Here is a 14,670-nt window from a genome sequence, read left to right as displayed (position 1 = left end):
AATCACTCGTGCCGTTGCAGGATCTCCGCGCGCGTTTCGTGCAGTTGACGGCGTTTGGATTTCGCGACGAGCCGATCCAGCGGCCAGAGGATCGTCTTCACCGGAACCTCGACCGCTTTGACGACGGCCTCGATCGGCATGAAGCCGGCAAGCATGCCAACCGAAACCAATTCGCCGGCGAACTCTCCGCCCATCAGAACGGGCACCGCACCGTGCGATGCGCCAATGAGCGCGCCCGGAATAAACCAGACGACCTCGCCCGTTATACCGACGATGTAGATAGGCTTGAGCACCACGCCGGACACCGTTCGCGTATTCTCGCGAAGCGCATTCATCGATGTCGTATCGAAAGGATCGTCGATCGCATTGCCCCAGCTCCTGTGCAGTCGCCAGTCGTACTCAAAAGCTCCATGATCCGCAGCGTAATACGGCACGATCTCGAAGTTCCTCGTCACATCGTGATCGGGCACATCGATCGTCGGATTGTAACGCGGTCTCGAGAAGTACTTGGCCCGGATCTGAATCTCCTGCCTGCCCACCGGGACGCCATCCAGAAGGAAGAACCCATCTTCAGCCGTGATCGTCTCCGGATCACCCCAAGCACCGATCTTGAAGTCCTTGGCGGGCTCTCCGCCCACCGTGATGACGCCGCGCACGTTGACGGTTTCGTCAGTTCGCAGCGGCGCAGACGAACAGGCCGAGAAGGCGATTGCCAAGAAGCACAATCCAGCCACACACAGCAGTCTTCTCAGAACGTCCATGCTTCCACCTCCTGTCGTTGTTCCACATTCAAGCCAGCCACTCGGGGTAAAACCGTATTGCGCCATTTCTGCACGGGCGTCAACTGGAGGAGTCAACGACATTAAATCACACGCAAGGCGGGGGACCGAACGCATGAGCGCTGAATCGAACGAGGGCTGCGTACCTCATCAACTGGATGTGTACTTCGCAGAGCACCCGACAATCGACCCGGAAGCTCTGGCCGAATTCGTCAACAAGATCGACCCGGATGAACCGGACCAGTTTGCTATCGAAAAAGTCGCGACGTCGGAAGGCGAAAGCGCGCTGATCGATTCGTACAGTGGATCGCTTGGCGACATCGTCGTCACCATACTTGTCCACTCGGTTCCGTCGCCACTGAAAGACGCTGTTATCGGCAGTGCCCCGTTGCCTCCTCCCGTGCAGGAGGAGCTGATGGCGCACAAATCCTTCGCACTCATATCTGCTCATGGCGGAGAGAACTACGGTCAGTTCGAGCTCGAAATCCTGCTTTGGAAAATCGCGATGGGACTCTGCGATCAGGAAGCCATCGGCGTCGGATCTCCATGGACTCGGAACTGCCTGCCGGCGAAATTCCTGACCGACCTCGCTGCCGTATCGAAAGACGGGGCGGCTGGCGACACCGGAAGCATCTGGAAGAGCCTTCGGGAGAGCGGCGAACCCCGGATGCTTCTCGCGCAGTACGTCGGAGTCGAAGTCGGCGGCCGCAATTGGCTCGCCACGCGCGGCTTTGCGCAGTGCGGCTTTGACGATCTGGTATTCGAGATTCCTTCGAATGGAGAGCGAGAGCTGGAAGACGTTGGCGAAGCCCTGGATATGATCTTCGCCTACCAGATCATAAACGGCCCCGTAATCCAGGCCGGCCACACGATCGGCGGCGACGCGAAGACCAAGGCGTGGCGTTTTGAAGCTCCACCGGAGGATGTGGAGTGGCCCTTTGACACCTGGGGCATGCTGATGGAACTGAAACGCGGAGAACCCACAAAGAAGAAGCGCTTCTTCGGGCTCTTCGGCTGAGACCCTTCGTCAGAACAACCGCAGTTGCCCCGTCCGCGGTTCCTTCGGCAGTTGCCGACGGCGACACCAGGCGGACAGCAGCCGATCCAGGTTGTGATTCTGCCAGTCGATCGCCTCGCGATAGCGACGGAAGCGCCGCTCCACGGCATAGAATTCCGGCGTGTGGTGCAGCAGGCGACCCTGCTTGTCCACCCGCGATGGCACGGCGATGTGCGCCATCTCGTGGAAGATAATGTAATCCAGATAGAACGGCGGCACCGTCGGCGAATCCAGAATCGGATGGATGCGAATCAGGCACTGCCGAACGTTCCAGTTGCCAAGCGTGATCTGACGCAGCGAGCGCGGCTGCTTGGTCGGGCGACGTCCCCACGTGATTGCAAACTTCAGCTTCCCATCGAAGTATGTCCGATTCAGCCGTGCCGCGATAGGCGCCAGGTCGTAGAACACACCGCGCGGCATCGGCGGTGCCGTTCGCCGCGGCACCGGCGTGTCATCGATCCGATGGTGGTTGCGAGAGATATACTCGCGCACAATACGCCGGCTTTCCTTCGTCGGACGCACGATGAAGCGCCCGAGCGCTTCGATCACCTCTTCCGGCGCTCTCAGGAACATGCGATGAACGCTCGCGCGGATCTCCCCGCGCTTCGGTCCATTCGATGCGCTGACCATGTTGTGCAGATTATCGTTGAGACGGAGGGTAATCGGACGCCCGGCAGCCCGCACCAGGAGCTCGTAGAAATCAGCCTGTTTCAACTCTGTCCCTCGCTCTTATCGAACCGAGTCGACGCCTGGGATGAACGGGGCTGCGCTACTCGCCACACGTCGCTCGCCACTCGCCACTCTATCTCTCACTGACTGATGCGCGAAATATTCGCGCCGAGCAAAACACCTTCCTTGTCCAACCTCTGCAGTTCCTTCTCAACCTCCCCACGATCGCCCAGCAGAAGAAACTGATCGTGATCCTCGGAGGTCTTCTCCACCGCCATACTGCGAACGCCGTTGCAAACCACGGTCCCGGTCCGCACGCGCACCCACGCCATCTCGAAGTGCGCCGCATCTTCGGCCTGCATCTGCATCACGTTGTTGACGACTTCCAGACGCTCCAGCACGCGATGCAGAAGACGGCGCCTGCGCTCATTTGCCCGCACAGTCACAATCACTTGCGGCTCGTCCGTTTCGGACCATCCGCGCAGTGTCAGGATGGATTCCATCGACACTCCGCGGCCGGAAAAAACGTTCGCTACCGCGGCCATCACGCCGGGCCTGTCCTGCACCCCAATTCGAAAGGTCACAATGGGATTGGAAGTCGAGGGAAAACTCATCGGAGAAGGCTCGTTTTTTACGAGGACTTGGAGACCGGCACGCCGTCGGCAGCCTCTTTCCACCTGGCTGTCTTCGCGTTGATCTCCCGGTTGGCCCGGCGCAGCAGCGCCACCTCCTCTTCCCAAAGCGGAATCTGGACCACCTGACGAATGCCGTGGCCCATAATCAGCGGAACGCCGCAGGGCCCGCGCAGCCCGTAGAACTCGCCGTCCAGCATCATCTGCCCCGCCAGCACCTGCTCGCGCCCCTCCACGATCGTCTGGAGAAACTCGTAGGCCGAACGCGCCGTCGCCGCCACCGTCTTCGCGCCGCTCATCTGCGTTAGATACGGCCGCAGCACGCACCGATACTCCGGCGACAGCGACTCGACAAACTCGTAGACGGGCCCGTACTCCTGGCGCCCGATCATCCCCAGGCACACCTTCAGATTCTTCGCCAGGCGTTCGGGAAACTGCTTCAGCGGCTGGCCACGTCGAATGCGGTTCAGGCGCTCGTCCAATTCCTCCGGCTCCATACCCGCCACACGAATGCTGCTCCACAGGGGCAGAATCGCCGAACCGTGCTCGCCAATGCAGAAGCCGCTGACCTGGTGCCGCCGCACGAACAGATCCGCCGCCAGTTCCGCACGGAAACGCAACGAATCGATGAATGACCCCATCCCAACCACGCGATGGCGATCGCCCCATTCCTCGCTGAAGATCTCTACGCCCAGCTCCACCGGGTTCGTGATGATCACCGCCAGCTCGCTGCCATGCCCGTGTTTCGCAATCGCGCGCGCGGTACTCCGCAGCAACGGCGCATTCGCGATCGCCACATCGTCGCGCGTCATCGGCTTCTTCTGCCCCGGCTCCACCGTCACGCCGGCCACCATCACGACGATGTCCGCGACGATGTCCTCGGGATAGAAAGCAATATCGATCTGCGGAGCCGTTTCGTCGTAAGCCTCGCGCAAGTCGTCCGCCAGGCCGAACAGCCGGGGCGCCGACTGCTCGCGCCCCACCAGCTGCAGCCGATCCGACTTCTCCAGCAGCCGTTCATGCACGATCGTCGTCGCCACCTGGCGCCCGACATCCCCCGTTGCCCCGACAATACTGATATCCACCGATCGATTCGCCCCACAGCAAGGTCATTCAATCCGCATACATGCTGACGCGACGGCCGAACGGGCTCAATCGGAAACCCGCTAAAACGGCAGGATATCAAACGGCTGGCTCGAATTCAGCAACTCCGCTTTCTCCACCCACATGGCAAATAGCGGCGCATTCAGGAGGGCATGACCCTGCAACTCGAGGTGCTCCTTGCGAATCCTCCAGGCCGTCGCCGGCAGCAACAAGGCATCGCCGCGCACCAGATCACATTCTCCCCCACCGGCATCACCGCATCCAACGTCGCCACAACCGATGTCGCACGCAATCCAGTCGACTCACCATCGAATGCCGTCATATCCTCAGGCATCGCTCAACCTCCTTGGGTCCCCCGCTTCACTCGACGGCGATGGAATCCAGCGACCGGGGCGGGAGTTCGACATACACCGGGAGAAGAACATCCTGTCCCGGCGAAAACTGTGTCCCCGGTCGGTAGAAAAGATCCGAAGCCTCGACTTCGCTGCGCCGCCAGAGACTCTTCCCATCGTAGTCATTCAGTATTCCGTCCGGTCCGGCCGAAATGAGAATCGACTTCCATCGCAACGCGGGACAGGGAGCACAATCGTCGATCACCCGAACGTAGCGAAGATCATCGCAGATGTCGGCGAATTCCTCCTTCGCTTCGACAGTGAGTCCATCCGGACTTGAAAGCCCTTCAATCCACGCTTCCCCGTCCTCGAAAGCGATCTCGGTATCCGCACCTGATGGCGAGACAAGAACGTTTGGGTTCCACATCATCAGGGATCTGAAAAGCTCCAACCGCGCATACGCCCCAGCTCCGACAGCACTTGGCCCTTGTTTGAATTCAAACGGCAAAGGATCCGCCTGAAAGCGCATAAGAGCAGCGCTCAGAGTCGGCACCGAGGCGAAAAGGTCGAAAGAGCAGAACACAACCAGGTCATCGGTCTCCGCAATCCGCGCATTGAACGCCTGCCTGGAGTTACCGATGAAGTCCATTGGCGCAAGGTCCCATTGCCCATTCGGGCCCGTACTGCCGACGGCCCACTCGAAACTCGAGGAGCCACTGAACCTCACCCAGAACAGCCGGTATGGGAGATCCCCATTCTTCGCCAAACGATCGTAGGGCAGGAAGTGGTTATAGCTGCGATAGAGCTTCGGCATCCAGCAATCGAACCCATGCCATGCCGGGCGTTCCGTTTCGCACTCCAGCAGAACCGTCGCGCTTCCAGAAGGAAGCTTCGAGGACAACGTCTCCATGAGGTCAGCTCTGTCCGAATCCGAAATCGCAAAGGGCGAGCTCTCGAAGAGCTCGCTCGGGAAAGGGGCGCCGCCGTGATCGATCTCCATGCTCAGGACGAACGCAGCCAGAACCTGCAGATCGTCCTGCACATGGGATTGTTCGGACAAGGAGGAGGTTTCACCAGGACCAGACGAACCCCTCAACCTCACCACGAGCTCTTCCCGATCGGCCGGCTTTCGCATCCGGTAAATCGGAAGAATGAGATCGCGCCCGTCAGGCATCTCGCCCAGCGAATGAATAACGTAGGGCGAGCGACTGAAGGCGCTTCTAGAAAGCAGCGTGGATTGAGGAAGAAAGTCCGATTTGCGATCGGGACCATTCGAGACAAGGACGCCTTCCCATTCGAGAGTCCGGCAAACGCCGGAGTCGTCATCGACCAGGTAGAGCCTGAGAGAATCTCCATCTGGCGAGAATGGATCTTTGATCGAGGGGGAACCGTCAACTTCAGACGCCAAACCGGCACGGACCTCAGCCATCCCGAAGAGAGCATCGCGAATTGCAGCCGGTGCCGTTCCAAGTTGAAATTCATACGGTGCGGGCTCTGTTCTCAGCGCTCTCGAGCCCTCGGCCGACCAGGCTCCATCCATGTAACTCGGAAGAGAGAAGGAGACAATATCATCGCCTTCCGCAATCTTCCGAGTAAGCTCGCCTGCATCGAGCGTCAGATAATCTTCTACGCCGCAATCCCAGATGCCGTTCGGGCCACAACTGGAGACCGCCCAGGTCCCAAACTCCTCACGAGCCGCTGAGATCGCGGACAGGCGATACGGATTCCCTTCAGTGCTGAAAGGATCAGGCGCCGCATAGAACCAAGGTTCGGGATCCGTGAAGGACAGCCAGCAGGAGAAGTGATGCCAGACGTATGGCGTCCGATCGCCCGGCGAGGCCCTCCTGCCCGGAAACTGATCCGAGACCAAACGCCGCTCATCCTCCGAAGATGCAAACGGCGAATCGTCGAATAACAACGACGGCAGAGGCGCCCCCCCGAAATCCAATTCACACACAACCACGCTCGCCGCAAGCAAGCTGGTCTGCTCCACCGCCATGCTCATCGAAAACAATACATCAGAAGTCAGAGCCGCCGATCCCGGGCCTTTCACCGTGGAGCAGGATGCGAGTCCAATTCCGAGGATCAGAGAACAGACAAGCACAGACTGTCGTATTGAATCGCTTCTCATTCTTGGCCTATTGGAAATCAGTTTCGGTTCGGCCGCCTCACGCCGCCCACCTTCCACTCACCCGCACTGCAGGATCACCCACACGTTCTTGAATCGCCGCTCGGCCAGATCCTGTTTCCGAATCCACCAGTACAGGGACCCAACGTCTCCCCACATCATGCGATCATCGATCGTCCCCAACTCCAGCAGGAGAATCCAATCGTCCGCATCTTCAGCCAGCTTGTTCGCCCGCTTCATCTCGTCACCCTCTTGAATGTCGAAGGGCTCGATGCCATGAAACGCCAACTGAACCTCGAGTTCCATGTCGGCGTTCTGTTCCGGATAAGGATAACCCAAGAGAGAATGGCGGGCAGGATGATCCAGCAAGACATCCAGAACCACATCGTCGTACCGCTCGATTTGCGATTCGCTCCAATCGAACCGCTCTGCCAGTTCGTCGAACGCCGTCGATGTGACGTGAGGCAATGAGATCATCGGCATGACGTGGATGGTGTATTCATCCAGTGGCTCGATCTCGTCCGACCGTTCGCGGCGCTGCATTCCCTCGCCCGGCGGGAAGTAGCGACACGCGAATCTGTTCTTGTCCGTCGGGTCCATGCCCCACGGCTGGTCTTCAACATCATAGAAGAAAGCCAGCGTCCCTTCAGACGGCAGAAGAGCCCCCGCCTCAAAATCTTTGCACGTCGAAAGGTCGATCTGAAGCAGGAAGTCGATCTCCCTCTCACCATTCTTCGGCCACTCGAACCCGACGGGTACGTCCGGATCGCCGCCAACCTTGCTGGCTCCCACGTCCAATGACGAGGTCGCCCGCTCCGCCGTCATCCCGATCGCCGGCAGATACATCGCGCGAATCGCCTCTTGGTATTTCCTCAGCCTCTTCTTACGAAGCAGCTTATCAGCCTTCGCCCTCAATGCATCTTCGGGTGTCATCGGGGTCGACTTGCCGGAATCCCTCCCGCACCCCGCCATCGCAATCACCCCGACCACCAAGGCCACAGCCACCGCAATCCAACGCCTCTTCACAAGCTCCTCCTCCAAACGCGAGTCCAAGTCCATCAGAGGGATTTCTATCGAGTCATGGACAGGAGTGCAACCCGCTTCTCCACTCCGACTGCTGGACCCCACCCCGAACCGCTCACCACCCCAATCCGGTTTCGCTTGACACTCCATCACCATGTCGTTCTATTCATCTATAGAATATGGGATAAACAGGACAATAGATGGCCGATTTAGCGAAAGAGCTGGAAGTCCTCGAAGACATCGCCGAGCGCCTGCGGACGCTCGGGCACCCCGTGCGCCTGATGATCGTCTCCATTCTGAAGACGAAACGTCACAACGTCGGCGAACTCTCCGAGAAACTCGGACTCTCCATCGGATCCACCAGCCAGCACCTCAAAGTAATGGAGCGCGCCGGCCTGGTTCATGGCGAGCGAGAAGGCCGATTCGTCCACTATTCAGTCCGGACACCCATGGTCGGTGACATATGCGCGGCAATCTGCCGCCATATGGAAGCGGAATTCGACGACGCCTCGGAAGCCCGGGCGTCCTTCGATCATCTCCGCCAGAAACTCCAAGGTTGAAATTCGGGCGCCCCCTTTGTGGACGCCTATAAAAAGAGGTAGGAAAGGGAGGATTTCGAGGCTATGAATTGTGAAATATTTCACAAGCCGCATATGGCATATTGGGCTCTGCTCTTCTGTGCTATAGCTGCTGTGGCCCCGGCAATGACAAGCCACGAGGGGTACTTCCCCAACGGCTACGTCGACGCCAGAAGCTGCATCGTCTGTCACAAGCAGGCGGCAAACGAAGTGATCGATTCGGTGCACTACGCATGGCGCACCGAAAACGACACGGTGGAATACCCGGGCGGAGGCGCCCACGGTATGATCGACCGCGCCTGCGGACTCGTCGGCTCGAACTCCATCGTGAACTACTACGACCAGTGCGGCCGTTGCCACGTCGGCGAAGGACTCCCCTTCCCCGATCCGACAACGGGCGAATACTCCTTCGAGCAGAAGATCTCCATCGACTGTCTGATCTGCCACGCCGTCACCTATGATGCGGACAACAACGGCGAGGCCGACGAGATCGAACTCGCCGACAAGCGCCCCCTCGTCTACGATGACGAGAAGGGCAAGTGGGTCTGGCATCGCGATGAAAGTACCCAGGCAGCCGAAAGCGTCGGCGGCCCGGTCAGCCCCGAAGCCTGTCTGCGTTGCCACCATCACGGCCAGGCGGACTATGAGTACAAGCGCGGCACGCCCTACGAGCCCCACACCGACGTCCACGCCGCGGCCGGCATGAACTGCACCGCGTGTCACGAAGTCGACGCTCACAAGATGGCCCGCGGCTCTCGCGTTACCGACATGTTCGCGTGGGAAAGACAAGACGTCGACGTGACTTGCGAGAAGTGCCACACCGACGCCCCCCACAAGACCCAGGTGATGCTCAATCTGCACACCGACAAGATCGCCTGCGAGACCTGCCACATTCCGGAGGTCTCCGGTGCGGCCCGTCGCGTTTGGGCACCGACGTACGGCGTGACCGAAGGCCCCGAGGCCAACGTCCCCGTCTACAACGCCGAAACCGGCCAGTGGGAACCCTACTCGGAATATGACGGCGAGTTGAAGCCGCCCTCCTATCGCTGGTACAATGGCCAGGCCTCGATGTTGGCCGAGCCCGTTGCCAACGCGGGTAACTGGGACATGCAGCCCGCAACCCGCGATTCCTCCGGAGCGAAGATTACCCCATTCCGTAACTTCATCAGCGGCCAGCCGATGGACGGCATGGGCCTGCCCGGCACGCCGGACTTCAATCCGAACTTCACGATGCTGGCTGCCCTGAACCAGATGGCCCCGGCCCTCAAGATGTTCGGCCTGATGCGCCCCGAAGGCCTGACGCCCCAGGAAGAAGCCATGATGGGCCAATTCCCGAATATGCTGATCATGGATCGCGCGGACTATTTCGCCAACGGCGACGTCACCGCTTCCGTGCATATCGGCATGGCGAAAATGGGCTTGTTCTTCCAAGGCCAATCCCCCGCCGGAATGACTCGCGACCAGTTGATCGCGATCGGCTCGCAAATGTGGTCCGGCGTCTACGCCGGCCTCGATTTGCCCGATAGCCCGTTCGCGCCCAACTACGTCCCGGACATGGATCCCACGACGGTGACCGGCTCTTTCATCACCGTCAGTCACGCCATCAAGAAAGACGGCGCCCTGACCTGTGCAAGCTGCCACACGGAAGACGATGGCCGCCTGGACTTCGAGGCACTCGGCTACGACCAGGAAATGCAGACCATCCTCAAGACGATGCTGACTAATCCCGATCACAAGTTCCTGATCGGCGACACCTACACCGGACCCGCACAATGCGAAGTCTGCCACCCGCAGGCCGGCGGCGAAGTCATGGACTCCGTCCACTACCTGTGGCGCAGTGAAAACGACACGATCGAGTACCCGGGCGGCGGCGCACATGGCATGATCGACCGCGCCTGCGGCCTCGTTGGCTCGAACTCGATCGTGAACTACTACCAGCAGTGCGGCCGCTGCCACGTCGGCGATGGCCTGCCCTTCCCCGATCCGAGCACCGGCGAGTACACGCAGGAGCAAAAGGATACTCTCGATTGCTTGATTTGCCACGCGACCGAATACGACGCCGATAACAACGGCGTCGCGGAGGAACTCGAACTGGCCGACCAACGCCCGCTCGTCTACGACGACGAGTTGGGCCGCATGGTCTGGCACCGCGACGATACGCTCGAAGCAGCCTGGAGCGTCGGCGGCCCGGTCACACCAGAAGCCTGCTTGCGCTGCCACCACCATGGCCAGGCCGACTACACCTACAAGCGCGGCACACCCTACGAACCCCACACCGACGTCCACGCGGCGGCAGGCATGCACTGCACCGAGTGCCACGTCGTCGACGACCACAAGATCGCACGCGGTTCCCGCGTCACCGACATGATGGGATGGGATCTGCAGGACGTCGAAGTGAGCTGCGAAAACTGCCACACCGACGCACCGCACGAGTCCGACCCGCGGCTGAACCTGCACACGGACAAGATCGCGTGCGAAACCTGCCACATTCCGGAAACGTCCGGCGCGGCACGCCGCGTCTGGGCACCGACCTACGGAGTTGCCGACGGACCCGAAGCGAACATCCCCGTCTACAACGCCGAAACCGGACAATACGAACCACACTCGGAATACGATCCCGAACTCCAGTCGCCCAAGTATCGCTGGTACGCCGGCGAAGCCTCCATGCTGGCCGAACCAGTCGCCAACGCCGGCAATTGGGATATGCAACCCGCAACGCGTGACACACCCGACGCGAAGATCATGGCGTTCCGCAACTTCGTCAGCGGCCAGCCAATGGACGCGCTGGGCCTACCTGGCACGCCGAGCTTCGATCCGAACTTCACCATGCTGGCAGCCCTCAACCAGATGGCTCCGGCACTCAAGATGTTCGGCATGATGCGTCCTGAAGGACTGAACCCCCAGGAAGAAGCCATGATGGGACAGTTCCCCAACATGCTCATGATGGACCGCGCCGACTACTTCGCAAATGGCGACGTCACCGCATCGATTCACATCGGCATGGCAAAGATGGGCCTGTTCTTCATGGGCCAGTCGCCCGAAGGCATGACACGCGAACAACTGATCGGCATCGGCTCGCAGATGTGGTCCGGTTCGTACGCAGGCCTCGACCTGCCCGACAACCCGTTCGCGCCCGGCTACGTTGCCGACATGGACCCCACCACGGTAACCGGCTCATTCATTACGTTGAGCCACGCCATCAAGAAGGACGGTGCGCTCTCCTGCGCCGATTGCCACACGGAAGAAAACGGCCGCCTGGACTTCGAAGCCCTCGGCTACTCTCCCGAGATGCAGAACATCCTCAAGAAGATGCTGATCGAGCCCGATCACGACTTCCTGATCGGCGACAGCTACGAAGGCCCGCAGCAGTGCGAGCGCTGCCACCCCGGCGCCATGGAAGAGATGCAGGGCAGCGTTCACTACAAGTTCGAATCCTCCATCCCCGAAGGCCACGTCCGTGACCACGACGGCAACCCCGTCGCATACGACACAAGCGGCAAGCTCTGGAAGCTCTGCGGCTTCCCGACCACCGTGCCGCAGTTCAACTGGCTCGGCGCTCTCAAGGACCTCCCCGAGACGCCCGAAGTCGACGCCCCTGGCGGCTGCGCGCAATGCCACGTCGGCATCGGCGCTAAGCCCTACACGGCCGTCGGCAAAACCGAGCCCCAGGCCAGTGAAGCCAACAACATGGATTGCCTCATCTGCCACGCGGAGAACTACCAACGGAAATTCTACGTTTCCACCGTTGGCGGTGCACCCGAAGTGGGTCCCTCCGGTCCGATCGTTCTCGCCGTTCCGAGAGCGGATGGCGTGATCGACTGGGCATCCCAGACCGAAGCGGCCAAGTCCGTCGGCAAGACCCAGTACGAAACCTGCCTGCGCTGCCACGCAGCCGCCGGCGGCGGAACCTACCAGGCCGACGAGTTCAACTACGCCAGCTTCAAGCGCGGCTCCATCTACGGCCACGGCGCCGACGTTCACGCCGACGCAGGCCTGAGTTGCTCCGACTGTCACTCCGATGGCGGGCACCGCATGATCCGTCCGGTCAATAACGACCTGACAGCCCACGATGCCGTGTACGAAGGCGAGATGTGCTTGAAGTGCCACGACGCCGAACCGCACGACATCGCAGCCTACAACATGCACATGGACAAGATGTCCTGTACCACCTGCCACGCCACCGCGGTTGGCAGCGCCACGTACAAGGACTTCAGCCAGCACATCGCGCCCGACCCGAGCGATCCGCTTGGCCTCTGGAAGGTCAAGATGGAGTTCGCCGAAGGTCAGCCCGCCATCGACTACAAGTGGTTCAACGGAACCGTCGGCCCCGAAATCACCCCGCTGGGTGAGCGCGGCGATGGCAAGATCCATCCTTACAAACACATCGCCTTCAACCAGCCGCTCGACGCCAACGGCCAGCCGATTCCCATCAAGTGGGGCATCTTCTTCAAGACTGGCAACATGGCCGGCGCCCTGGCCACCGGCCTCCAGCTCTACACCGACATGTGGACGCCGGAGATGCAGGCCAAGTACGGCCTGGCCGCGCCTCCAGGACCATTCGACCACTACGGCGAAATCGACTGCGGCGGCTTCTCCGTCAGCCACGGCATCACCAAGACCGAAGCCCTTGGCTGCGCCGACTGCCACTCGCCCGACGGCAAGATGGACTTCGACGCACTCGGCTATACGCCGATCGAAGCCGAGGACCTCGCCAACCTGTTCAACGGTGGGCCGGGCCACGCGTCGCTCTTCGAAACCTATGAAGGCCCGCAAACCTGCGAACAGTGCCACGAAGGCAAGATCGCCGAAGTCCAGGCCAGCGTACACTACAAGTTCGAGTCCGAACTGCCCGAAGGCTACCAGTTCGATCACGACGGCAACCCGGTCACCTTCACCAAGTCCGGCAAGATGTGGAAGCTCTGCGGCTTCCCCACCACCCTGCCTCAATTCAACTGGCTCGGCAATTTGCGCGATCTGCCTGAGACACCCCAGATCGACAACCCGGGCGGCTGCGGCAAGTGCCACATCGGCATCGGCCTCAAGCCCTACACCGCGAACGGCGGCACCGAAGTCCAGGCCTCCGAAGCCGACAACGTCGACTGCCTGCTCTGCCACGCGGCCGACTATAAGCGGAAGTTCTACACAGCGACCATCGATGGCTCGCCCGAGCTGACCGGGGCCGGAACGCCCCTCATCCTCGGCGTCCCGAAGGTCGACGGCGTGATCCAGTGGGATACGCTGACCGAAGTCGCGCAGACCGTGAGCAAGACGAAGTACGACTACTGCTTGCGCTGCCACGCGGCGGCCGGTGGTGGAACCTTCCAGGCCGACGAATACAACTACGCCAGCTTCAAGCGCGGCTCCATCTACGGCCACGGCGCCGACGTTCACGCCGACGCAGGCTTGAGCTGCAGCGACTGCCACTACGCCGGCGAACACGAAATGATCCGCCCGGTGAACAACGACCTCTCTGCACACGGCGCCGTCTACGATGGCGAAATGTGCGCCGAGTGCCACACCGAGACGCCTCACGAAAACGACGCCTACAACCAGCACGTCGACAAGATCGCGTGTACGACCTGCCACGCCACCGCGACCGGCAGCGCCACGTACAAGGACTTCAGCGATCACGTCCCGCCGGACCCGGGCGACCCGCTCGCACTGTGGGGCGTGAAGATCGAATTCGCCGAAGGCACTCCGCCGATCGACTACAAGTGGTTCAACGGAACAGTCGGTCCGGAGATTACACCGCTCGGCGCGCGTGACGACGGCCGCATCTATCCGTTCAAGCACATCGAGTTCAACCAGCCGCTCGACGCCAACGGTCACCCGGTGCCCATCAAGTGGGGCATCTTCTTCAAGACCGGCAACATGGACGGCGCACTGGCCACCGGCCGCTCGAGCTACGACGCCATGTGGACCCAGGAACTCCAGGACACCTACGGCCTCGCGCCCGTGTCCGGTGAGTTCGATCACTACGGCGTCAACGAGTGCGGCGGATTCTCTGTCAGCCACGGCATCACCAAGGACAACGCATTGTCCTGTACGACCTGCCACTCGACCGAGAGCCCGATCGACTACGCGGCACTCGGCTACTCACCCGAAATGGTCACGCACCTCCAGACCATGTTCGACAACCAGGGCGAGCTCTGGATGATCTACTAACCCTCACCCACTAAACCGGCGAGACCTCTGGAATCGCCTTGCACTTCAACACATCGGCCCCGGGTTCCCCCGGGGCCGAGTTCTATTTCTACCAACGGCAACCCATTCGAAATGACTTGGCCATCCTGGCCAAGAGCAGTCCCGCAAACGCTCTCCCCACTGCACCAATCCCGGCAGCATGTTGCTGTGAACATGCGCAAGAC

At 60.8% G+C, this 14,670-nt stretch carries 10 protein-coding genes; 3 read left to right on the top strand and 7 right to left on the bottom strand.

The genetic code is table 11. The features are described 5' to 3' along the window. Positions 1 to 2: 2 nt before the first annotated feature. Entirely contained in the window at positions 3 to 761 is a 759-nt protein-coding gene (locus KQI84_16365; GenBank protein MCB2156450.1) for a hypothetical protein, read from the bottom strand. Between the two features lie 133 nt (positions 762 to 894). Here KQI84_16365 and KQI84_16360 point away from each other — a divergent pair, with 133 nt between their 5' ends. Beyond that, positions 895 to 1,797 carry a hypothetical protein gene (locus tag KQI84_16360; protein MCB2156449.1) on the top strand — a complete coding sequence of 301 codons (903 nt, stop codon included), beginning with the start codon at positions 895 to 897 and terminating at the stop codon, positions 1,795 to 1,797. 9 nt (positions 1,798 to 1,806) lie between these two features. On the opposite strand, the gene KQI84_16355 is transcribed toward KQI84_16360, so the two are convergent. The 6 genes from KQI84_16355 to KQI84_16330 all read right to left on the bottom strand — a co-directional run bounded on the left by KQI84_16355 (position 1,807) and on the right by KQI84_16330 (position 7,727). After that, the gene (locus tag KQI84_16355; protein MCB2156448.1) at positions 1,807 to 2,550 is read right to left on the bottom strand and encodes a hypothetical protein; all 744 of its coding nucleotides are present in this window, start codon (positions 2,548 to 2,550) and stop codon (positions 1,807 to 1,809) included. Between the two features lie 95 nt (positions 2,551 to 2,645). Further along, complete coding sequence (locus tag KQI84_16350; protein MCB2156447.1) at positions 2,646 to 3,119, bottom strand: ACT domain-containing protein; 474 nt, start codon at positions 3,117 to 3,119, stop codon at positions 2,646 to 2,648. A 17-nt stretch (positions 3,120 to 3,136) separates the two neighbouring features. Next, entirely contained in the window at positions 3,137 to 4,222 is a 1,086-nt protein-coding gene (locus KQI84_16345) for a lactate dehydrogenase (GenBank protein ID MCB2156446.1), read from the bottom strand. A gap of 81 nt (positions 4,223 to 4,303) precedes the next feature. Further along, on the bottom strand, positions 4,304 to 4,468 hold the full coding sequence (locus KQI84_16340) for a dUTP diphosphatase (protein MCB2156445.1): 165 nt from the start codon (positions 4,466 to 4,468) through the stop codon (positions 4,304 to 4,306). Between the two features lie 133 nt (positions 4,469 to 4,601). Next, on the bottom strand, positions 4,602 to 6,578 hold the full coding sequence (locus KQI84_16335) for a hypothetical protein (protein MCB2156444.1): 1,977 nt from the start codon (positions 6,576 to 6,578) through the stop codon (positions 4,602 to 4,604). Between the two features lie 183 nt (positions 6,579 to 6,761). Then, positions 6,762 to 7,727, bottom strand: coding sequence for a DUF1963 domain-containing protein (locus KQI84_16330; GenBank protein ID MCB2156443.1), 966 nt, complete (start codon positions 7,725 to 7,727; stop codon positions 6,762 to 6,764). Between the two features lie 197 nt (positions 7,728 to 7,924). Here KQI84_16330 and KQI84_16325 point away from each other — a divergent pair, with 197 nt between their 5' ends. After that, the gene (locus KQI84_16325) at positions 7,925 to 8,284 is read left to right on the top strand and encodes a metalloregulator ArsR/SmtB family transcription factor (protein ID MCB2156442.1); all 360 of its coding nucleotides are present in this window, start codon (positions 7,925 to 7,927) and stop codon (positions 8,282 to 8,284) included. Between the two features lie 63 nt (positions 8,285 to 8,347). Further along, on the top strand, positions 8,348 to 14,467 hold the full coding sequence (locus KQI84_16320) for a hypothetical protein (protein ID MCB2156441.1): 6,120 nt from the start codon (positions 8,348 to 8,350) through the stop codon (positions 14,465 to 14,467). Positions 14,468 to 14,670: the final 203 nt, after the last annotated feature.

This window comes from bacterium (assembly GCA_020444065.1).
In the GTDB taxonomy this organism is placed as follows: Bacteria; Sumerlaeota; Sumerlaeia; order SLMS01; family JAHLLQ01; genus JAHLLQ01.
This window is presented reverse-complemented; position numbering and strand designations above follow the sequence as displayed.